General features: G+C 42.3%; 22 protein-coding genes. 15 read left to right on the top strand and 7 right to left on the bottom strand.

Annotation, left to right across the window (positions count from 1 at the left end; translation table 11 throughout):
- Positions 1 to 8 precede the first annotated feature (8 nt).
- The 4 genes from argB (at position 9) to BM232_RS05415 (ending at position 5,491) form a co-directional block, all read left to right on the top strand.
- Complete coding sequence (gene argB, locus BM232_RS05430) at positions 9 to 908, top strand: acetylglutamate kinase (RefSeq protein WP_091712197.1); 900 nt, start codon at positions 9 to 11, stop codon at positions 906 to 908.
- Positions 905 to 1,522, top strand: coding sequence for a nucleoid occlusion factor SlmA (gene slmA / locus BM232_RS05425; protein ID WP_091712196.1), 618 nt, complete (start codon positions 905 to 907; stop codon positions 1,520 to 1,522). Before argB ends, slmA begins: the two co-directional genes overlap by 4 nt.
- Positions 1,519 to 1,959 carry a hypothetical protein gene (locus tag BM232_RS05420; RefSeq protein WP_091712195.1) on the top strand — a complete coding sequence of 147 codons (441 nt, stop codon included), beginning with the start codon at positions 1,519 to 1,521 and terminating at the stop codon, positions 1,957 to 1,959. Before slmA ends, BM232_RS05420 begins: the two co-directional genes overlap by 4 nt.
- A gap of 211 nt (positions 1,960 to 2,170) precedes the next feature.
- Positions 2,171 to 5,491, top strand: a complete 3,321-nt coding sequence (locus BM232_RS05415; RefSeq protein ID WP_091712194.1) for a retention module-containing protein — start codon at positions 2,171 to 2,173, stop codon at positions 5,489 to 5,491.
- Between the two features lie 68 nt (positions 5,492 to 5,559).
- Here BM232_RS05415 and BM232_RS05410 read toward each other — a convergent pair whose 3' ends face one another.
- The 7 genes from BM232_RS05410 to BM232_RS05380 are packed head-to-tail and all read right to left on the bottom strand — an operon-like array spanning position 5,560 to position 12,552.
- Positions 5,560 to 5,949 carry a type IV pilin protein gene (locus tag BM232_RS05410; RefSeq protein WP_091712193.1) on the bottom strand — a complete coding sequence of 130 codons (390 nt, stop codon included), beginning with the start codon at positions 5,947 to 5,949 and terminating at the stop codon, positions 5,560 to 5,562.
- Positions 5,950 to 5,958: 9 nt separating this feature from the next.
- A complete protein-coding gene (locus BM232_RS05405; RefSeq protein ID WP_091712192.1) occupies positions 5,959 to 6,261 on the bottom strand; it encodes a hypothetical protein in 303 nt (100 codons plus the stop codon).
- A 19-nt stretch (positions 6,262 to 6,280) separates the two neighbouring features.
- On the bottom strand, positions 6,281 to 9,958 hold the full coding sequence (locus BM232_RS05400; RefSeq protein WP_091712191.1) for a pilus assembly protein: 3,678 nt from the start codon (positions 9,956 to 9,958) through the stop codon (positions 6,281 to 6,283).
- Between the two features lie 2 nt (positions 9,959 to 9,960).
- Entirely contained in the window at positions 9,961 to 10,491 is a 531-nt protein-coding gene (locus BM232_RS05395; RefSeq protein WP_091712190.1) for a pilus assembly PilX family protein, read from the bottom strand.
- Positions 10,488 to 11,564, bottom strand: coding sequence for a PilW family protein (locus BM232_RS05390; protein ID WP_091712393.1), 1,077 nt, complete (start codon positions 11,562 to 11,564; stop codon positions 10,488 to 10,490). The genes BM232_RS05395 and BM232_RS05390 overlap by 4 nt, the downstream gene beginning before the upstream one ends.
- Entirely contained in the window at positions 11,561 to 12,016 is a 456-nt protein-coding gene (gene pilV / locus BM232_RS05385) for a type IV pilus modification protein PilV (RefSeq protein ID WP_177207259.1), read from the bottom strand. The genes BM232_RS05390 and pilV overlap by 4 nt, the downstream gene beginning before the upstream one ends.
- A complete protein-coding gene (locus BM232_RS05380) occupies positions 12,013 to 12,552 on the bottom strand; it encodes a GspH/FimT family pseudopilin (protein WP_091712188.1) in 540 nt (179 codons plus the stop codon). Before BM232_RS05380 ends, pilV begins: the two co-directional genes overlap by 4 nt.
- 289 nt (positions 12,553 to 12,841) lie before the next feature.
- Between BM232_RS05380 and flgB the strand changes: the two genes are divergently transcribed.
- The 11 genes from flgB (at position 12,842) to flgL (ending at position 22,654) form a co-directional block, all read left to right on the top strand.
- On the top strand, positions 12,842 to 13,246 hold the full coding sequence (flgB, locus tag BM232_RS05375; RefSeq protein ID WP_091712187.1) for a flagellar basal body rod protein FlgB: 405 nt from the start codon (positions 12,842 to 12,844) through the stop codon (positions 13,244 to 13,246).
- A 5-nt stretch (positions 13,247 to 13,251) separates the two neighbouring features.
- Positions 13,252 to 13,665, top strand: a complete 414-nt coding sequence (gene flgC / locus BM232_RS05370) for a flagellar basal body rod protein FlgC (RefSeq protein WP_007144587.1) — start codon at positions 13,252 to 13,254, stop codon at positions 13,663 to 13,665.
- A gap of 13 nt (positions 13,666 to 13,678) precedes the next feature.
- On the top strand, positions 13,679 to 14,356 hold the full coding sequence (locus BM232_RS05365; protein WP_091712184.1) for a flagellar hook assembly protein FlgD: 678 nt from the start codon (positions 13,679 to 13,681) through the stop codon (positions 14,354 to 14,356).
- 11 nt (positions 14,357 to 14,367) lie between these two features.
- Positions 14,368 to 15,723 (top strand): flagellar hook protein FlgE, encoded by a 1,356-nt coding sequence (gene flgE, locus BM232_RS05360; RefSeq protein ID WP_091712182.1) that lies wholly within the window; start codon positions 14,368 to 14,370, stop codon positions 15,721 to 15,723.
- Positions 15,724 to 15,775: 52 nt separating this feature from the next.
- Positions 15,776 to 16,519 carry a flagellar basal-body rod protein FlgF gene (flgF, locus tag BM232_RS05355; protein ID WP_091712180.1) on the top strand — a complete coding sequence of 248 codons (744 nt, stop codon included), beginning with the start codon at positions 15,776 to 15,778 and terminating at the stop codon, positions 16,517 to 16,519.
- A gap of 47 nt (positions 16,520 to 16,566) precedes the next feature.
- Positions 16,567 to 17,352, top strand: a complete 786-nt coding sequence (flgG, locus tag BM232_RS05350; protein WP_091712177.1) for a flagellar basal-body rod protein FlgG — start codon at positions 16,567 to 16,569, stop codon at positions 17,350 to 17,352.
- A gap of 134 nt (positions 17,353 to 17,486) precedes the next feature.
- Positions 17,487 to 18,194, top strand: a complete 708-nt coding sequence (locus tag BM232_RS05345; protein ID WP_091712174.1) for a flagellar basal body L-ring protein FlgH — start codon at positions 17,487 to 17,489, stop codon at positions 18,192 to 18,194.
- Positions 18,195 to 18,206: 12 nt separating this feature from the next.
- Entirely contained in the window at positions 18,207 to 19,298 is a 1,092-nt protein-coding gene (locus BM232_RS05340) for a flagellar basal body P-ring protein FlgI (RefSeq protein ID WP_091712172.1), read from the top strand.
- Positions 19,299 to 19,300: 2 nt separating this feature from the next.
- Entirely contained in the window at positions 19,301 to 20,275 is a 975-nt protein-coding gene (flgJ, locus tag BM232_RS05335) for a flagellar assembly peptidoglycan hydrolase FlgJ (RefSeq protein WP_091712171.1), read from the top strand.
- A 27-nt stretch (positions 20,276 to 20,302) separates the two neighbouring features.
- On the top strand, positions 20,303 to 21,739 hold the full coding sequence (flgK, locus tag BM232_RS05330) for a flagellar hook-associated protein FlgK (RefSeq protein ID WP_091712169.1): 1,437 nt from the start codon (positions 20,303 to 20,305) through the stop codon (positions 21,737 to 21,739).
- A 9-nt stretch (positions 21,740 to 21,748) separates the two neighbouring features.
- Positions 21,749 to 22,654 (top strand): flagellar hook-associated protein FlgL, encoded by a 906-nt coding sequence (gene flgL, locus BM232_RS05325; RefSeq protein WP_091712167.1) that lies wholly within the window; start codon positions 21,749 to 21,751, stop codon positions 22,652 to 22,654.
- Positions 22,655 to 22,677 lie beyond the last annotated feature (23 nt).

Here is a 22,677-nt window from a genome sequence, read left to right as displayed (position 1 = left end):
CGGATAGAATGAGTTTAAACACACAACGTGCTACCCACATTGCTCAGGTATTAACCGAAGCATTGCCCTATATTCAACGTTTTTCTGGCAAAACATTGGTCATCAAGTATGGTGGTAATGCCATGGTAGATGAGACATTGAAAAATAGTTTTGCCAGGGATGTAGTTTTACTCAAGGCGGTGGGGATTAACCCTGTTATTGTTCATGGTGGTGGCCCACAAATAGGTGAACTGCTACAACGTGTCGGCAAGCAAAGTGAATTTGTCAACGGTATGCGTGTCACAGATCGTGAAACAATGGATATTGTTGAAATGGTGTTAGGCGGTCAAGTAAACAAAAGTATTGTTAATTTGATCAATAATCACGGTGGCAGAGCAGTTGGCTTAACTGGCAAGGATGGCAGCCTGATTTTTGCTGAAAAATTACAGATGTCAGGATCTGCTGACATCAATCCATCAGAGTTGATTGATTTAGGTCATGTCGGCAAAGTGGCCAGCATTGATACCAGTGTGATTGATATGTTGATCCACAGTGATTTTATTCCTGTGATTGCACCGGTTGGTGTTGGGAAAGATGGCGAATCATATAACATCAATGCTGATTTAGTAGCAGGTAAAATTGCTGAAGTGCTGCAAGCAGAGAAACTGATTTTGTTAACCAATACTGCTGGACTGTTGGATGCGGATGGTCAGCTATTAACTGGCTTAAATGCTAAGCAAGTAAATGAGTTAATCGATGATGGCGTGATATATGGTGGTATGTTGCCAAAAATAGGCTGTGCTTTGGATGCTGTTCAATCTGGTGTAACAACCGCTCATATTATTGATGGGCGTGTTCAACATGCAGTATTGCTGGAAATGTTCACTGACGAAGGAGTGGGTACGTTGATTCGTGGAGGTGGCCGATGACTGATGTTATACAAAGCAGTAGAGCTGAAACGAAACGTTCACGTCGTCAGGATATTCTTGAAGCACTGGCTTCAGAGTTAGAACAAAGACCGGGAGAACGGATCACTACCGCCAAACTTGCTGCAAGCTTAGGCGTATCAGAAGCCGCTTTGTACAGACATTTCCCCAGTAAGGCGAGAATGTTTGAAGGCTTGATTGGTTTTGCTGAGGAAACGGTTTTTGGTCTGATTCAACGAATTTTACAAGATGAACAAAATGCGTTAAATCGTATTGAAAAAATCATGACGCTTATGCTTGGGTTTTCTACAAAAAATCCAGGTATTACCAGCGTTCTGATGGGGGCGGCCTTAACTGGTGAGACAGAACGCTTAAGACAACGCGTGAGTCAATTTTTTGACCGTCTGGAAACGCAATTCAGACAAATTTTGAGAGAACGTGAACTCACTTTGACACAGGCTGGAGGGAGACCTGTCAACGAAACAGCGAATTTATTACTTGCTGTTGTAGAAGGTCAAATGCAACAGTTTGTAAGAAGCAGCTACAGACAATCGCCTCTCATTGGCTGGGAACAAAAGTGGCAGTTATTAACAAAAATGCTCGAGGTTTATGCATGATAAATGTTTGTCTGGTTGGTTCTGATATAAAGAAAGAACTTGCTCTATTGCAGAGCCAGCATAACATTACTACGAATGCACTTTACGAAGCTTCCTTTGAAGCCTTACTCGATGCTATTGAGAAATTAAAGCCAGATGTATTGGTGATTTCTGATCAGACTCATCAGCTTTCAGCCGATGAGTTATGTTTTTACGTCAGCTTACGTTCAACGAAAACAAAGACCATTATTATTACTGATAAACCTGCCACTTATGAGCAATTAAAGCTATCAGGCTTTACATGCCGTGGGTTTGTTGCATTCGAGCAACGACATGCGATCGTCAGAGCAGTAAGAGTGGTCCATGATGGTGAAGCCTGGATTCCCAGGAAATTAGTGACAGATGTGCTCGATAAACTAGCTAAAGAAGAAAAACAACATAATCTGATGAAGAACTGATTCTTCATTTTCCCTAGATCGTGGTACTAAATTTGCTTTGTAAGGAACTCACTGAGGAAATAAGTATCACAAAAATGTGAACTCATTCACATTTACGTGTGTGTTAGTACCAAAGTACAGTAGATCAAATGAGGCTCTCACGGCAATATTACGCCATGATGAATAATTTACGCGTTCTGGTGTTTCCAGTTCAGCGATTAGGGGAATAGATATGGCTACAGAAATTGGTGTTGTAAAAGCGCTTATTGGCGCTGTAACAGTCACCTCCACGGATGGTTCTGTGAGAACATTACAAGTGGGTGACGTGGTTTATGCCAATGATTTAATTTCAACAGGCGCCGAAGGTGCTATTGAGATTGAATTTGCTGATGGTAGCGTAATGGATCTGGGACGTAGCTCTCAAGCACTGTTAGATGCTGAAGTATTCGATCCAACAAATACGGATATTGCAGATAATCAACAAGCGGTTACTGACGATGTTGATGCTATACAGCAAGCGATTTTAGAAGGACAAGATCCTACTCAAGCTGGTCAGGAGACTGCTGCCGGTGCGGGTACTGCTAATGGTAATGAAGGCCATGATGCAGTGTTTGTGGATTATCTAAATCCGGAATTAATTCCGGAAGCTGGCTTTGACACTACTGGGGTAAGTAATACTTTTGACTTCCCTGAGTCAGATTTACTTTTTGTTGATAATGGCGATCCCGAACCATCAGATATACCACCTCCTGTCACACCTCCACCTGGTGAGATTGCTATAGAAGCGCCATCCAGCTTAGTGTCAGAGGGCGGTTTGCTTGGAGGACAATCTGGTGGCTCCGCATCATCAACTGAAACGATCAGCCTGGATCTGGGGGGGAGTGATTTAAGTAGTATTTCGTTGTCAACAAACGGAAATACAACATCTTTATTAACTCTGGATGGTCAATCCATTGATACTGCATGGGATAGCTCTACTGGTACATTGATTGGTTACATCAGTGGTACAGACTCTGCCAATGCTGCTAATCAGATTTTTACAGTGACATTAGGTGATATCTCAAATAGCCAAGCTTCATATACGGTAGAACTACTTCAACCCGTTCGTGATGTGGCCGGTGTTACTGAAAACATTAATGTTAATGTCGATGTGAGTAATAATGCCGGAGAGTCCTCTTCTGCAAGTTTTGATGTAACTATCCAGGATGATACGCCTGTTGCTAATCCAGCTCAGGAGTCTATATCTGTCGGTGATGCTGTTAATACTAACCTTCTTTTAGTTCTTGACGTCTCAAACAGTATGAATGAGACCACTGATTTTCAGGGTATGACAAAACTGGAAGTCATGATCAAGTCTAGCCTAAACTTAATTGAACAGTATGAAGCGCTGGGTGATGTCATGGTGAACCTAGTGACTTTTAATAGTGGTTCTGAGAACCCAACAGATGTCTGGGTCGATACAGCTAAGGCAAAAGATATCATTAACTCACTTTCTGCGAGTGGAGAAACCAACTATGATGCGGCCTTAGCGGAAGCAGTTGATGCTTTTAATGACCCAGGTAAGATAGATGGTGCTCAGAATGTCGCCTATTTTATGTCTGATGGTGCGCCCAATGAGAGCAACCAAACTGATGCCGATGGTAATTATATCGGTGTTGGAATTGATGGTAGTGAGCAACAAGCATGGGAACAGTTTTTAGCTGATAATGACATAACCGCCCATGCCTTAGGTATGGGAGCTGATGCAGTAGCTGATGAACTCGCACCCATTGCTTACGATGGTGTTAAGGAAGCGGATATTCCTGTCATTACGGTCACCGATTTCTCTCAGCTTGCAGATACATTGGTGAAGACTGTAACTGGCAATAGCGTCTCGGGCGACCTTCTTGATGGCGGTTTTCCTGCAAGTGCCGGAGCGGATGGTGGTTGGATAAGTCAGATCTCTATTGATGGTGTGAACTATACATTCAATCAGCAAACGAATACAGCTTCAGCTGGTAGTGCTTTAGCAAGCTTTGATACCACAACTCATGTCTGGACGATTGCCACTGCTAATGGCGGTATCTTAACAGTAGATATGGACAGTGGTGAATATTCATATAATGTTGGTGATTCAGCTAGTGGTACCTTCACAGAAGAGATCAACTATACCGTTACAGATGGTGATGGTGATACTGCTAGTAATACATTTACAGTCGATGTTGATGTTGAGTTATCAACATTGGTGGTGAGTGATAATTTAGTTATCACTAATCAGGACTCTGTTGACATCCCTGACTGGGCATTATTCGCCAATGACAGCGGTGCTGATGGTCAAACGTATACCCTGACAGACGCTACATCAACTACAGATACTGTCTCCGTGAGTGGAAGTAGTGTTAATTTCGATGATACAGACAGTAATGGCGGTAGCTTTAACTATCAGAACCAAGCTGGTACCCAGACAGATTCCGCTAATGTCTCTGTCACACACGTCAATGGCAGTGTTCTTGAAGGTTCATTTAGGGACGAAATTCTGATTGGTGGCAATGATGTTGATTTTATTTCCGGCGGTGCTGGAAATGATGTCCTGATTGGTGGCGTTGGCGGTTCCTTTGATGCGGGTTATAGACAGGTTACAGCAAGTGTCGCTTCAGGACAGACTGGTATTGCTGGTAACGATAATCAATTTTCGTTTGTTTTAGCAGCAGCGGCAGCAGCATTATATGTGACAGAAATTCGCATCTCTCTTGCTGATTACAATGCCTTTTTTGATCAAGCTGGTACGGATAGTTATACATTCACTTTAGGTGATGGTTCATCTATATCAAGTGATGATATTCAAATGGTTACTGATGGCGATACTAATGAATTAGTTATCCGGTTCGAACCTGGTACTTTCACAGATGGTGATACTCTCAGCTTTGGCATTGATACTGATGGTCGTACTATGAATACTGGGGAGGATTTTGGCAAACAGGAAGTACCTTTCACAGTCTCTTTCAGTGATGGAACAAGTCTCGATAGTACATATCAGCCTGATACTACGAATGGTGGTAGTTCTGCCACTGTTGAAGACCACCCTATTGTCACTGAAACATTAAATGGCGGGGCCGGTGATGATATCCTCGTTGGTGGCGATGGTGAACATATTCTTCTCGGCGGAGAAGGCAATGATACCCTTGTTGGTGGTGGTGGAAATGACATCTTAACTGGTGGTGAGGGGGCTGATTTATTTGTTTGGCACAATGGTGACCAAGGAACAGCAGCTACACCTGCTAATGATATCGTCACTGATTTTAATGGCAGTGAAGGTGATGTATTAGATCTCTCTGATATTCTCCAAGGAGAAGAGAGCAATGATATTACCGACTATATTTCTGTTGCCGAGCAGGGTGATAATGCTGTGCTTTCGCTAACACCTGATGGTGATGCTGGAGATATGACGCAAACAATCACCTTACAAAATACGAGTATTGACCAACTAGTTGGTAGTGATGCCTCAGGTATGTCTAATGCGGATATTATCAACTCTCTGATAAATAGCGGTCAGATCCAAGTGGATCATAGTTAAGTAAAGACTCGATAAGAATAAAAAAGCCGACTAACGTCGGCTTTTTTATTTGAATATTGAATTAATTATTACCAACAACCGGCAGGGGTAGTGGCTCCTGTCTGAGTGATAGTCATAGATGTGCAGTTAGTATCATCAGCCTGTGAACCTTGGGCTGTAGCGACCAATCGATAACTTGTGGCTGTTGGAGTTGGATCGACTGCAATAGTATAATAAGCTGTCCCTGTCTTTGGTGATTGGGCAAAAGGCAGAGCATTTTTGGTACCAACATATGTAAAGTTTTCTGTGTAAAAACGTCCCATATAGCTCGCCAGTTCCATTAAATCTGCCTGAGCATTTGCCCGTCTGGTTTGCCTGACTTGCTCCTGATATGACGGATAGGCAATTGCAGCAAGAATACCAATGATGACTACAACAATCATCAACTCAATCAGTGTAAAACCATTATTCTTATACATAAAAATCAACTATTTTGAGAGTGGCCATATCTCACTTATATAAGGGAGATCATTGTTTTTATCGTCAGTCTTAGCTCTGGATGTGTTAAAACCAATTGCGTATCCAACAGGAATGCTGGGGCCCACTTCGCCCACGGGCAATAGTCCATGAATAAATGTTTGATTATCAACTTTATAAACTTTACCGGATATGATTAAGGTCCCTGTTTGATTAGCTTTTTCAGTGATTACACCAGACTGTGAATATGTATCAGCAACAACAATAGAGGAAAAAAATAATGCAAAAAAAATCGATAAATATCTGTGTATCATCTTTCAATCCTGGTTGAGACTAATAGTTGAGTTGTATCCATGAAGCTCTACCGACTGCATCTAAAGGAGCTGCTTCTTTTATAATCGTTAGACCACCATCAGCATTGCTCATTATTTTAATTTCAATGTTGGATGAACCAGCAGGTTTCGATATCGCCGGCGTTGAGACAATACTATCAAAGCCTCTGCCAGAAGCAGGTACTTTTATTTTAACAGGGTCTCCATTTTCATCTGTGCCAATCTGCACTTCTATAAAGTCATTTGCATCGATTACTCCGTCACCATTATAATCAAAAGGAGAATATTCAAGCCTTCCACCAGTTAAATAATTGAATTCCATTATCCAACTAGTACCGCCACCTAAGCATGCATCATCAGATGGTATTAACGTAGTGAAAATAATTTTGTCATCTCTAAGAATTGGGCGGCTGACCATTCGCTCACCATCATTACTACCATTAGATGCAAGATTAATAAGGTCAATATAGTAGCCTCTTTTTTCTCCATTACTGCTATTTAGTCCCCAGTTTATATTGTAATCTGAGGATATCCTATATCGCTCCCCCTCATCGTTCATTATTTCTGAGAGAATATTCTGTTGAAGTAATTGCGATCTGTTGAATGAGTTGAGTACAGAGGTACGAGGATCCCAAATGCCATAAAATGTCTGTGTGGTTTCGCTATTTCTGTTGTGATCTCCTACTTCGAAATATTTACCTGTACCAAATAAAAGAAGGTAGCCATCTTTAGTCGGATGTTTCTTAGGTATGATCCTGGTAGTGATCGGTTGTATATTCATATTAGTGCAAGTATTCGCTGCACAAGAAGTGAATATTGGAACTGGCACATCTTCAACCTTATATGTAAAATCCCACGTGCTCGTATCATTTCCAGTTAGATCTATACTCCATACATTCCCAAATAAATCTCCTGCATAAATAGCATCAGTTGTTCCATCTTTATTAATATCAACTGCTGATGGGGTAGCAATACCATTCGGCCTACCACTTCCTGTTGGGTCTTGAGCCATCCCTACTTTTGTATCAAATTTACGAATAATTGATCCTGTTTTTATATCAACAAGATAAATAAATCCGTTCCCGCTGACACTATCATTGGCTGTAGATTTATCATTACCATTGTCAACTGTGTTGTTATACCCATTTCCAAAAAGGGCAGCCCACTTACCATTATTTAGTCTGATAATACTAGCCTGTCCCATCGTGAAGCCTAGGTTAGGATCACCGATGTTTTTTTCAGAGTCATATTTATCTGTAAATTCCCATAAAACATTTTTCGCTGCTTTTACTTCACTGGAAAAACTATCAGGATCTGTTACATCTATAGCAAAGAAGCCTTGACCGCCAGCTCCTAGACCTGAAATCAGTATGGTATGCCATGCATCATCATAAAAGGCATCGAAGGCAATTGGGGTCGCATCAACATAAAATTGATGAGAGTAATTAGGGTTAGCTAACTCACTAAGATTTGGATAAATTTCGGCGGGTACATATGCAAAGCGCTCAGCCCCAGCATTACTACCATTAGCTTGTATCGCATGTAGCATTCCATCATTTGCTCCAACGTATAGCATGTTTGTACGTTCAAGATTGGCTCGAACAAAAGAAGAATAGGGATAGGCATCTTCAGGTTGATCATTACCTCTGTCTCCCCAGTCGTCATAATAGTCTGCATTGGGTTTGGCAACTAAAATTGGAGATGAATTAACAATATCCCCTAATGTTGGAGGTGCTGAAGAGTTATTGTTTAGTGTAGCTTTCCTGTCTCGGTATGTTCCACCATTCGCTTTTTCAAATGATCTGTCACCACGGAGATAGTTGAGCAGCCTATCGTTATAATCTGATGGAGCACTTTTGTCTTGGTTTAGAATAGCCTGTTGCGATTCTGAAAGGTTATTTAGCCTGAAGGGTTGACCACTAGTGCCATCATAAGTAAATATTATTCGTTGAGGTGCATTCGGAACCTTTTTAGATGCATCCCAAATTGGTATATCAATTACTTTTCCATTTTCATCAAAACCATAGGCAAGGAGCTTGCCACTCCAATCACCACTGTTGTATGTGGCTTGATAAGTTTGAGTATCTGTCTTTAATGAGCCAGCATCAATCGCTACTGATGCTGATGATGAATTTCTATCTGAAATATTGTTCAGTATATTCGTCAGAGATTCAGCAAAGATTTCGGGATTGGATGCACTAAAGAACTGGCCTCTACTATTAATGGCTGCATGCAACATATCATCAATTTTTGCGACGTCACTCTGATAAGGATCTGACCAACTTATTATATCCTTAGGATCAGTGTCAGGATCTATACTTCCTGTTACACCTAAGCCAACTGTAAAGGTGACCAAGTGCTGCCAGAATGCCTTGTCATCACTATTTGTGGGGACTTTATTTTCCAGATCAGTACGTAAGTCTCGTTTCCAATAATGCATTGCTATATCAGCTAATGTATTGTTCTTATCATCGTAGTATGGCAGTTCGGCAATATATTGATAATCATCATTGTCTGGCCCGGTAATCTTTGTACCGTTTGTGCCATCGGCATTTCCAATGTTTAGATTATCTTCACTAGACCAATATCCATCAGTCATTAAAATATGGTAGCTTTGGCGACAGGTTAGTTGATCTGCAGAATCTTCAGTGCCGGGGGTTTCTCCCCAAGGGCCTTTGTTGTCTTTTCTCTCGAAATATTGGCCAACACTTTTTGCCGCGGATCTCAGAGGTGTGCCGTTAGGACCGATTGTATGTGTGTAAAGCTTATTAAAAAAGTCTTCACGTTCCGTTCCTGAAAACTTTCTCAAGCCTTTAATCAGTGAGCTTTGACTTGTTATGCCATCAATTGTTTTTTGTCCTTGATTGATGGCTCCAAAACCAACTCGAATATTATCAGGTTGAGCAGAAAATGCACGACCTATCCCTGCTCGAGCAGTTAATATTCTTGAGCGATAATATTGAAACCAATTAGCAAAATTCTGAATTTCTTCATCACGGGTTCGAGTCGTACCGTTTGGACTGGTAAAAGTTGCGCCAGCTGAGGTTGAGTTAGTAATTCTGACTCTTGTATAGCGTGAGCGATCTAATCTTAATGCATCGGAGTCAGAGACGCTTCCGTTGTATTTATAGTAAGTGATGGGCCAATAACTATAGTCACCATAACACGGAGCTCCATAAGCACTGCTCAGACTACTAGCATGTTTAAACCAGCATACGTTTTGTGTCTGCTTAGCTTTTAAATTTATACTTCCTCTATTAGGTGCGGTCGGGTTATATAAAGTAGCTGATGGATCAGCATTGCCCATGCTATTTCCGTTATAGTCCTTCCAAGGTAAATAAGTAATATCTGGATTGTAAAATACGGCATTGTTTGCTGCTGAACGATAATAAAAATTATGTACGTTATCATCATCAAAGTTGGGAATTTGATTTTTATACATACCGCCGTTATATACATTGTCTGGTCTAGGGAACAAATAGTATGCATAGTCATTTATGTTACCAGGCATGAGTTCAAATTGCATTGAGCCTGAGTCATCAAGGGTAAACATAATATTAGCTTCGACGGAGCCACCGATGTAGAGTGGGGTTTTACTTATATTCAAGCTTCCGGCCGTTGCTAATGCTGAGTATGTAAAGAGGCTGACAATCGAGATAATTCGAGCTGATATTTTCATAGTTAAAACCTCAATACGACAGTGCTTTGCAAAAGAACTCTTGCTTGAGCTGAGGCACCTATACCTCTAGCCGTTACTCGATAAAACTTTTTCGTTCCTTCATTGGGCTCGCTTTCAAGGTCACCACGGTCCTTATAGACTTCTTCAATAACATATCTTGGTGCATCAATAGCTTCACTAGGTTTGTTAGCAACCATAGAGTTATTATTATTTTTCCACCATGCCTCATCAGTCTCTATCCACCAAGGGGTAGCATTATTAGTTACTGGATCCATCGAATCACGGGTCCATACACCGTTATAAGAACCGTCATCTGTGGCTAGAGGAAAGTCTGACCATGATAGAATTTGCAACTCAGCTTCTCTAAGTGCTATTTCTGCAGCTTCAAAAGCAATATCACGGTCAATTTGATTTGCAGCCATTTTTTCTTCCATAATGCTAGTTCGCATTGCAAAAATACCTATCATTGTCATTAATAGCAGCATAACTAAGCTTACAATTAGAGCTGCCCCAGCTTCATTTCTTTTAGTCATAAGGCACGATTCCTTAGGGCAATGGTTTTGGTAAAGACTTGACGTAAACGACCATCATTTGAAGGATATTGAACTCCATTTAGGAGATAAGTACTGTTTGAGACTGCGACATTAGTATTTTGATTAACATCAATGTTAATCATCACCAGAGAAATTCTGACACTAATAATTTTAGACCAATCAGTTACTCCTGAAGCATTAACATACTTATCAACGTTGAGATCATTATCATCATCAATGCCATATTCGACTTTCATGGTCTCTACCCCATCTACTACGACTTCAGCACTATTGCTACCAACTTTTTCATAAAGTGAAGGTGTGCCGCTTTGTGCAGAAACATAGAAAGAGTGAGATGCGATGGTATTTAGCCAGCCTCGTCTGAATGTGGCTCCAAGATTAGGTGTGCTGTTACCGGGGCTAGCATCTCCCCCTACAGTATGCTCCAATGTCCCATCTGCTGATGGATCATTTGTTACTTGAAAAATAGCTGTATTTTCACAGTCACTTACCATGACAATATTTGAGCAGGTTGCCTTGTATTTAGGATTGTCCTTGTCTGTTGAACACGGAGTTAACCCGTTTGTCGCAGGAATTTTCAGTGGTGCTGAATAATTTTCAACATTAGCGTCATCAGTGCCACCGACATCATGTTCATCTATTTGAATATATACTTCATCTACTGTGCGTAATGTCAGTACGTCACTGTTTTTGTCAACACTGGGTATATCAGTTAAGGCTGGACTCCATGAGCCATCGCCATTTGACTTATGGCCTGTCAGCGGGACATCAAAGTCCCAAAAATAAGAATCTGCATTATTCAGTGTATTAGTAATCTCGGAGCCATCACTATTCTGTAGGGAATTACAGCCTAAATAACCAGTTCTGCTGAGTAATTTGGATATACGGAAAACGGCATAACGTCCATCTTCCTGCATTCGGGCTTTCATGTCTTGCACGCGATACATTTGTCGACTGCTGACAAATAATTCAATTACCCCAGCTATTAATAAAAGACCTATGACTAGCGCTACCATGAGCTCAACTAAAGAAAAGCCTTTGTTTTTTTTCATATTGCACTCTCTAATAACAGAGCTGATGTATCATAATCACCGTAGTTAGTATTTTCATCGCCTAATTGCTTATCTGACCAAGAGATTGTTATTTTGCATATAAATACTTTGCTCGAGTCGTATGCTGGACATGTTATTTCACCTGATCCTGAAGGCAGGTTATTTTTCATTAGAGCTGACCAGTTCGCCAAATCTTTTGCTGAGATACTAGTACCAGAAACATCGGTTGTTGAGGTGTAATTGTATGCGCCTGTGTATGCGGCTTTTTTATTTGAACGCATCCTGTCCAATATATCGGAAGCTAAGATGTTGGCTTGAGATTCTAATCCTGCGGTTTGGTTGCTTTTAAGTGTTGTGACTTGAAGGTGCGCCATGCCGAGTAAACCAAGTGCAAGTACAAATACCGCCACCATGACTTCTAAGAGTGTAAAACCACGTTGTTGTTTTTTCATGGGCATTTTGTGTCTCCAATGCCTACTCTTGAACTACCTGAACTGCTAATAGTGATTGTTCTACTATAGCTCTGACTTGAACAAAAGGTGATCGTACCGTTGACTAATCCATCAATAGTCAATATCTCTCCTGTTGGCATAAAACGGAATCCTTTCCCAAGACTACCGTTACTATTTGAGCTAATGTTAGTGCTGAGTGAATTTTGTTGAGCAAGAAAGCAATCCTTATTTTCCTCACAGACATTGCCTACATCTCCAAGCGACTCATTTGTATTCCAGTCAGTGAATACATTCCAGCCACGACTCCAGTCACCATCGATGACTGGCAGCATCGTTACTTGAACACCACGCCTGATCGCTTCACTCCTGGCCAATTGCATCGTACCCATAAAATCATTCGCTGTTGTGATAAGTCGATGATCTCTAATCATCTGAGAAAAACTCGGCGCGGCAATAGCTAATATGATGGCGGCTACAGCAAGCGTCACCATCAATTCAACTAAAGTAAATCCTTGATTAATTTTGTCTTTTACCACGTCATCTAGTCCTCTCCATGTGGTCGGTTTTAGCCTTATTTATTTTCTCAGTCAAGCTTCAATCAATGGACTTTGTGGGGCTTGTCTCATATTTGAAAAATAACTGTGAAAATCAGTCATATCGTCGTTTTTAGTGTACCAACAAGGCGGCAATAGGGGGAAATCTTTGCCGCTATGTTTGACCTCTATATTGCCGAACTTATGGCTACTTATCGGCAATTCAGACAGTTAGTTTAGTTGGCACGTTAAATGCTGAATGACAATTGTAAATGAGGATGGAGGCGTATAGATGCCGATTAATTTTGATAGTGCAATTGGAATTCATGCTGACGCATTACGTGTGCGTTCACAGCGTGCAGAGTTGCTTGCCACCAATATGGCCAATGCCGATACGCCCAATTATAAAGCTCAAGATATTGATTTCAGGGAAGCTTTGAATAATGCGATGACAGGATCATCGTCTAGTCAATTAAACACAACTAACCAAAAACATTATTCAACAAACCCGGAATCAAATGGACTGATGGCACCTATCCAATACCGGGTGGCCACACAAGACTCTTTAGATGGCAATAGTGTTGATGAAGAAGTAGAGCAGGCACAGTTTATGCAGAATGCTGTTCAGTATCAGGCCAGCCTGCAATTTTTGGGTGGTAAGTTTAACTCGCTGACTCGAGCACTGAAAGGAGAATAGGCACAATGTCGTTATTTAATATTTTTGATATTGCCGGAAGCGGCATGAGTGCTCAGTCTCTGCGTCTGAATACAACGGCAAGTAATCTGGCTAATGTGGATAGTGTTAGCAGTAGTATCAATCAGACCTATAAAGCCAGACAACCCGTGTTTGCTACCGTGCTGGATAATGCTCAGGAAGGTTATAAGCAGGGTGCTGTTCAAGTTCAGGGTATTGTTGAAAGTCAGGCACCTGTCAGACAGGAATATAACCCGAGCCATCCAATGGCAAATGAGGATGGCTATATTTTCCACTCAAATGTGGATCCGATTACCGAAATGGCAAATATGATGTCCGCGTCACGTTCCTATCAAAACAACGTTGAAATCGCGAATACCTCAAAACAATTGCTGTTAAGAACATTACAGTTAGGGCAATAAGGAGGGGTGAGAGATGGCTGTGAGCGGAATTAATGATAACAACCCATATGCATTCTTGAACTCAAATCGTTCAAAAGAAGATAGCAAAAAAGACCCGGGTACATTGGGAATGGAAGATTTTATGTCCCTGATGACAACACAGTTGAAGTATCAGGATCCAATGAACCCAATGGAGAATGGGGATTTTCTTGGACAAATAGCGTCTTTTGCTCAGGTGACAGGTTTATCAGACCTGCAGGATTCTTTTTCTACTTTTGCCAACTCTATGCAATCCAACCAAGCATTGCAGGGATCCTCATTAGTTGGAAGAACAGTGTTAATCCCATCATCGATTGGTAACTTAACGGCAACAGATGGTTTATCTGGTCGGATAAATGTTGCCGATCCAGTCACGGATTTAAAAGTGAAAATTTATGACGAGGCGGGTGTCGTCGTTCGCACCATCGACATGGGGGCAGCCTCAGGTTATACCGATTTCACCTGGGATGGGTTTGATGATAATGGTGAAGCCTTACCAGAAGGTGTTTATCAGTTTAAAGCCTCAGGTACGGTTGATGGTTCTAATACGGCTTTTGCTACCGGCGTTTTGGCTCAGGTGTCGAGTGTTTCAATCAGTTCGACCGATGGATTAATAGTGAATTTGGCCGGAATTGGTTCTGCGTCATTTAGTGAAGTTGTTGAAATTCTTTAGGAGAATATCTTATGTCATTTAGCACAGCTTTAAGTGGTTTGAATGCGGCAACAGCCGATCTAAACGTCAAATCAAACAATATTGCTAACGTCAACACGACTGGCTTTAAGATGTCTCGTGCAGAATTTGGTGACGTTTTTGCCGTTTCAGCCTTCGGCTCAACCAATCAAACCGCTATCGGTAGTGGTGCCGTATTACAAAATGTGGCTCAGCAATTTAATCAGGGTAATCTTGAGTTCACAGATAATTCCTTGGATTTGGCGATAAGTGGACAAGGCTTTTTTGCTTTAGCACCAGAGTTAGATAGCGGGGAAGTCATATACTCACGAGCAGGTGAATTCGGTGTTGATAAAGATGGATACATTGTTTCAAATGAAGGCTGGTACCTAAGAACTTTCCCTGTGGATGCGCAAGGTAACATTTCGGCAACTAGTATGAATGCGACATCACCCATTCAATTACCTGCATCAGTTGGTGCACCTGAAGCGACAACAGAGTTGAAAATCGCCACTAATTTACCTTCTACATCCGATGGCATTATTGATAGTGGTACAGGGGGTATTTTGGCCATCGACCCAACCGACGATACAACCTACAGTTATACAACCTCAGCAACAATTTATGATTCTTTGGGTAATGAACATATCGTGACTACCTATTATCAACATATTGACGAGGCGGCATTAGATGGCGGTGTCCCTGTGGGTGATAACCAATGGCAAATGGCTGCTTACGTTGATGGTGGTGAAGTCAAAGGAGGTACTGCCGGGGTCCCCTTCGCTTTAGAAACAGATGCTCGTATCAGTTTTAATGCTGATGGTACTTTGAATCAGGTTGATGCTGATCCAAGTACTGCAGGTATCGATCCTATCAACTTATCTTTTACTGATGGCGGGGCAACTGAGTGGATGAGTGGTGCAGAAACACAAACAATTACACTAGCACTTACCGGCTCAACCCAGAACTCTGGTAGTTTTAATGTTGGTGCTCTCACTGTAAATGGTTTCCCGACAGGTCGTTTAACTGGGGTAGACGTGAGTGAAGAAGGCTTAATCAGAGCAAACTATAGTAATGGGCAAGCTATTCCTATCGGAAAAATTGCCATGGGTAACTTTGCTAATCCCCAGGCACTGAACAAAATTGGTAGTACTGCCTGGAAAGAAACCACTGATTCTGGCCCGGTCATTGCAGGTGAAGCTGCAACAGGTAGTTTTGGTCAAATTCAGGCGGGTGCATTAGAAACATCCAATGTCGATTTGACGGCTGAGCTAGTAGGATTGATTACGGCACAACGTAACTTCCAGGCTAACTCAAAAGCGATTGAGACAAATAACGCCATAACTCAGACCATTATTAACCTGCGATAACGTTTTTCTTTAAAAGTACGCTGCCTCTGGCAGCGTATTGAGGGTAGAAATAATGGACCGTAGTTTATATATCGCCATGAACGGGGCTCAACAGACTATGTTGGCCCAAGCCGCTAACGCCAATAATTTGGCAAATGTGAATACCACGGGTTTTCGTGCGGATTTTGAACAATTCAGGAGTATGCCGGTATTTGGCGAAGGTTTACCCAGCCGTGTTTACTCGATGCTGGAGCGACCACAAACGGATTACCAAACAGGTTCTATTCAATCTACTGGCCGTGATCTGGATATTTCTGTTCAAGGTGAAGGTTTCATTGCTGTGCAAGGTAAAGACGGCCGTGAGGGTTACACGCGTGCTGGTGATCTTCATGTGACTGAAGCTGGGCAGTTGGTGACAGGTACCGGACTTGCCGTGATGGGTGAGGGTGGTCCTATTGCTATTCCTCCAGCGCAAACAATTGATATCGGTAATGATGGGACGATATCTATCCGCCCCATTGGTGAAGCGGCAAATGCCCTTGCCGTATTAGATCGGATTAAATTAGTTAAACCAGATTTACAGCAAGTATTCAAAGACTCTGATGGTCTCATGAGAATGCAGGATGGCTCAGAAGCACCATTAGATGCGACGGTTACAGTTGCCTCCGGTACCTTAGAGGGTAGTAATGTTAATGCGGTAGGTGCTCTGGTCAATATGATCGAGTTGCAGAGGCAATATGAAATGCAAGTCAAAATGATGGATACAACACAAGAAAATAGTGCAGCATCGGCACGTTTAATGCAGATAAGTACTTAAGCAATTAACGCTAATACGACGGTTGCATAGGACTTCAGGAGACGATTATGAATCAGGCTTTGTGGATTGCCAAAACTGGCCTAGATGCCCAGCAAACACGTATGTCAGTTATTTCCAATAACTTGGCTAACGTCAACACAACAGGATTTAAGCAAGATAGGGCGGTGTTTGAGGATTTGTTATATCAGACAATAAGACAGCCAGGCGCGCAATCTTCTACAAGTACACAATTGCCTTCGGGGTTGATGATAGGTACAGGTGTCAGGACTGTAGCGACAGAAAAGTTACACACGCAAGGTAATATTATCCAAACTGAACAGGCACTCGATATTGCCGTTAACGGTCGTGGCTTTTTTCAAATTCTGATGCCGGATGGCACATTGTCTTACACCAGAGATGGTACGTTTCAGCTTGATTCAGATGGACAGATTGTAATGTCAAATGGTAATCCATTAGAGCCATCGATAACGATTCCTGCGGATGTTCAAAGTATCACCGTGGGCTCCGATGGCACGGTGAGTGTGACTCAGCCAGGTACGGCGACACCAACAATTGTGGGTAATATTGAATTAGCCGACTTTGTTAATCCGACAGGTTTGCAGCCTATTGGTGAAAACTTGTTTCAGGAAACAGGAGCAAGTGGTACGCCAATTACCGGCACGCCTGGCTTAGATGGTTTTGGTCAGACCGTTGGTGGAGCACTGGAAACATCGAATGTTAATGTGGTGACTGAGCTGATTAATATGATTGAAACTCAACGTGCTTATGAGATGAACTCAAAAGCGATCTCTACGTCCGATCAAATGCTGCAGTACGCTAGTCAGAATCTTTAGTCATAGCTTTGGGCTACTTGTTGTCCCCCACCAAGTAGCCCTTTTCTTTTTTACCTTCCTGTCCTTTTTCATAATTTTGGCACGAACTCTGCTTCAACTTTTAGGTGAAGTGCGTATTTTTTCGGAGTGTCAAAATGAAAACAGTTGCCCCATTTTTAGTATTTCTTGCTGTGGCAATGTTATCTGGTTGCTATAGCAATGAGGTTAAGCGCGATCCCGCTTTTGCTGCCGTTCGCCCCGAGCCGATAGAGCCACAGGATAATTATGATGGCGCTATTTTTGACGCTCGCAATAATATTTCATTATTTGAGGATTATCGTGCGAGACGTGTAGGCGACATTTTGACAGTGAAGTTGGAAGAGCAGACCGACGCGAAAAAAGAAACAGAGACGAAAATTAATAAATCCAATAATAACTCGATTGATAATCCAACACTGTTTGGAACAACACCTCAATTTAACTTACCTGGTCAGCTTCCTTTGGCAAGTACAAAGGACAATAACCTGGCATTCGGTCTGGGATCAAATTCTAACTTCAAGGGACAGGGCGATAGTGATCAGAAAAATGAGTTGACCGGCAATATTAGTGTGTCGGTAGTTGAGGTTTTACCGAACGGTAATATGGTGATTCGTGGAGAACGGGTGGTCACTATTAACCAAGGAAACGAATACATACGTTTGTCAGGGATGATAAGCCCAAGAGATATCGAGGCAGATAATTCTATTTCGTCTATTCGGATTGCTGATGCTCAGATTTCTTATGTGGGGGATGGCCCGACTAATGATGCCAATGTGATGGGCTGGTTAAGTCGATTCTTTGTCAGTGCATTGATGCCTTTTTAAAGGGTAAAAGTTATGAAGTTCAGAGTATTTATTATATTTGCATTATTAGTGAGTTCAGGCCTCGCCTGTGCTGAACGGGTTAAAGATTTAGCGTCTATTGCAGGTGTGCGTAGTAACCAATTAATTGGTTATGGTTTGGTCGTAGGCCTTAATGGTACGGGCGATAAAACGAAATTTACCGGGCAAAGTTTACGGAATATGCTGGTGGAGATGGGCATTAATATCCCACCTGGAACCGATCCTAAAAGTAAAAACGTGGCGGCAGTTTCAGTTCATGCTGATTTACCACCTTTTGTGAAGCCCGGTCAAACCATTGATATTACCGTCTCATCACTTGGCGATGCCAAGAGCCTGCGCGGTGGTAGTTTATTAATGACTCCATTAAAAGGGGCGGATGGACAAATCTATGCCATGGCACAAGGTAATCTGATTGTTGGTGGCTTTGGTGCTGATGCTGCCGATGGTTCACGATTAACAGTTAATATTCCAAGTGCCGGGCGAGTGCCGAACGGTGCCACGGTTGAGCGAGCAGTCAGAAATGCCTTAAATGTGGGAGATTCTATTATTCTGAATCTACATAGCCCGGACTTCACAACCGCCAGTCGCTTAAGCGATGCCATCAACCATACCTTAGGCAAGAATACCGCATTCTCAATGGATGCTTCTTCAGTCAAAGTGAATGCGCCGCGCGATCCTAATCAGCGTGTTCCATTTATGTCCTTAATTGAGAATCTAGAACTTAATCCTGGTGAAGCACCTGCCAGAGTCGTGGTTAACTCACGCAGTGGCACTATTGTGATTGGACAGCATGTGCGGGTGAGCCCTGCTGCCGTGACGCATGGTAATTTATCGGTCACTATCTCGGCTAATCCTGAAGTCAGTCAGCCAGAACCTTTTTCGCAAGGACAGACTGTCGTGACACCTAACTACAATATTAATATTACTGAAGAAAATAGCCGGATGTTTGTCTTTAATCCGGGTGTATCGCTGGATGAAATTGTACGTGCAGTGAATCAAGTCGGCGCGGCGCCTGGTGACTTAGTTGCTATCCTTGAAGCACTAAAGCAGGCCGGCGCACTTAAGGCTGACTTAGTGGTTATTTAGTTATGGCTTACGAGTCGAATATTGCCCGATCAGCGGTTGATTTTCATGGTTTGAATCAATTACGTGAACAAGCGGTTAAGGATGTTGATAGTCAGCAAACATTGAAGCAGGTGGCTGGTCAGTTTGAGTCATTGTTTATCAATATGATGCTGAAATCGATGCGTCAGGCAAGTTTAGGTGACGGGATATTTGACTCATCACAAAGCAAAATGTATCAGGATATGGCGGACCAACAACTGGCTTCTGATCTATCTACGCGTGGTGGGCTTGGACTACAGGAAGCGATTATTCAGCAGTTGGGTAGTTATCAATTACAGTCAGCCCAGCCAGCCAAAACCGATCAAAGCTATAGTTATGACACGGTTACCATAAGGCCTGCACTGGCTAAAAAAGTAAACGATCTGATGTTAAAACAGATACGTGATATTCATGCTGAAAACATCAAAAATGAATCAAGCACGGAATTAGAAAATCTCGGACAAGTTGTGTTTGATTCTCCTCAAGATTTTGTAAAAACACTCTGGCCTTATGCTCAGCAAGCGGCAGATAAAATAGGTGTTGCACCGGAAGTGATTTTATCTCAAGCCGCTTTAGAAACGGGCTGGGGTAAGTTTGTTCTCAATGATGAGGCAGGAGAAACGAGTTTCAACTTGTTTAATATCAAGGCGGATAAAAGCTGGACTGGTGATAGCGTCAGTAAAGTGGCACTCGAATATCGTGATGGTCAGGCTTATAACGAAGCTTCTCGGTTCCGTTCGTATGACTCATATCAGGATAGTTTCAATGACTATATTGAGTTTCTGCAAACGCAACCTCGCTACCGTGACGCATTAAAACACACGGGTAATGCCGATGCCTTTGTTGAACAATTGCAAAAAGCCGGCTTTGCAACCGACCCTAATTATTCCGACAAAATTAAACGTATTATGAATAGTGACATTCTGGCACGAATTTCGCTGGAGTCAGACCATGCATAATCACGCTGACGAGTTAAGGAGCATGCCATGAGTCTGCTAGGGATTGGGACATCGGCATTATTAACGGCCCAAGGTAATTTATCGACGACCAGTCATAACATCAGTAATGTTAATACTGAGGGCTACACACGACAGCGTGCGGACCAAGCGACACGAACACCTGATTACAAAGGTGATATCTATTTTGGTACAGGTGTACAGATAACCTCCGTTGAACGTGTTTATGATACGTTTTTGGCGAGTCAGGTCAGAACCTACACTGCACAAGAAGCGGCACAGAGAAGTTATCTTAGTTACTCTCAACAAGTTGATGATGTGCTTGGCTCTGAAGACTTAGGTTTGAGCGGTGGTTTAAACAAATTTTTTAATGCGGTTAATGAGCTGGCAAACGATCCAACGTCTATTGCTGCCAGACAGTTAATGCTGACTCAGGGAGAGTTGTTAGCTAACCGCTTTAATACCATGGATTCTAAGCTGACCCAACTGGATGAACAAATCGACTACGATATTACCGTGGCGGTTGATGACATCAATAATTTATCCAAAAGCATTGCTGAGCTAAACGCCGCGATTACGGCTGCTAGTGGTGCTGGTGGCACGCCAAATGATCTGATGGATAAGCGTGACAAACTGATTAATGATCTTTCAGAGATTGTTTCAGTGAATGTTATCGAGCAGTCGAATGGCACAACAAATATTCTGATTGGCAATGGACAAGCCTTAGTCGCTGGCACAAAAAGTATGACTTTAACGACAGTGACGGACACATCCACCACGCCACCAAGATTAGGTATTGGTTATGGTGACAGTAGTACCAACATCACTAGTCAGTTATCCGGTGGCACATTAGGTGGGGCTTTGGAGTTTCGTGACACGATTATTGATGATGTCAGAGCTGAGCTTGATGTGTTGGCAAAGTCAGTCGTAGAAGGTTTTAATGCTGTCCATAACAATACAACGAATATTGCCAATGGTGGACAAGGCTCAGTTGATTTAGATGGTAATGATGGCGGCGACTTTTTTGACCCGGCAAATATTACCGCTGCCACTATTTCGGTGGCAATAACCGATCCCCGTGCCATTGCCGCTTCATCAAAATTTGATGCTGCAACTGGCCTCGTTAATGTTTCTGGTTCAGGTAATAATGAAAACGCATTAGCACTGGCTAACCTGGAAACAGACAAAACATTAGTGACTATCGCACCAGGGGTGACTCGTTCCTTATCAGAAGGTTATGCCGTGCTGGTTTCTGATGTGGCTACACGTACACAGCAAGCGGAAGCTAGTCAGGAAACACAGCTTGCCTTATTACAACAAACTGAACAACGGTTTGATGCTGTTGGTGGCGTTAATCTGGATGAGGAAGCGGCACAGCTTATCAAGTTTCAGCAGGCTTATCAGGCGGCATCTCAGATTATCATCGTCTCCAATACCATTTTTGATTCACTGATTAATGCTGTTTAGGAGATTATCATGAGAATATCTACATCCTATATTCAACAGCAAAGTGTTGATACTATGCTGGCCCAGCAGAAACAGTTGGCTGATACCCAATTACAAGTCTCTACCGGTCAGCGAATTTTACGACCTTCAGATGATCCGGTGGCTGCGGTTAAGTCGCTTAATTACGAGCGTGAAGTCAGTATTAATGAACAATATCTGGCCAATGCTGATGTAGCGAATAATAAACTCAACTCGGCTGAAAACGCACTTACAAGTGCTACAAATCTTGTTCAACGAATTCGCGAACTCGCCGTACAGGCCTTGAACGGAACCAATGACGCTAATGCTCGCACTGGTATTGCTGAAGAAATTGATGAGTTGAACAAATCTTTAGTGAGTCTGGCTAACACGACGGATGCTAACGGCGAATTTTTATTCTCAGGCTATCAGTCTTTCACTCAAGCGTTTGATACCACTACATTTGCTTATGGTGGCGATGGTGGCCAACGTAGTATGCGCGTCGGTAGTGATTACTCAGTGGAAGCGACTTTTCCGGGAGATGACGTATTTGTTATCACCAATGCTGATACGTCGACACAAGCTATTTTTCAGACAATTGATCAGTTTTCTACTGCGCTCAAAGCCAATACAGTTGGTACTGCGCCAAACAATGGTGAGTTTCTCGATAATATGTCGACTGCCATTGACTTATTAACAACTGCCAGAACGACAGTCGGTGCTCGTATTAATTCTATTGACCAACAGCGCAGTATTAATGAAGATAGCCTGACCAGCCTTGAAACCAGTCTGACTAAACTAAAAGATTTGGACTATGCTGAAGCCATTTCACGTCTGAATTCTCAAACGACAGGCTTACAAGCGGCTCAACAAGCCTATGTCAAAGTACAGGGGCTGTCCCTGTTTAACTTTTTATGAAACACTGACAACTTTCTAACCGT

Origin of the sequence: Methylophaga sulfidovorans, from assembly GCF_900114205.1 — a bacterium.
GTDB classification, from domain to species: domain Bacteria; phylum Pseudomonadota; class Gammaproteobacteria; order Nitrosococcales; family Methylophagaceae; genus Methylophaga; species Methylophaga sulfidovorans.
Note: the sequence above shows the minus strand (reverse complement) of the source record. Positions and strands in the feature narration are given on the sequence as shown.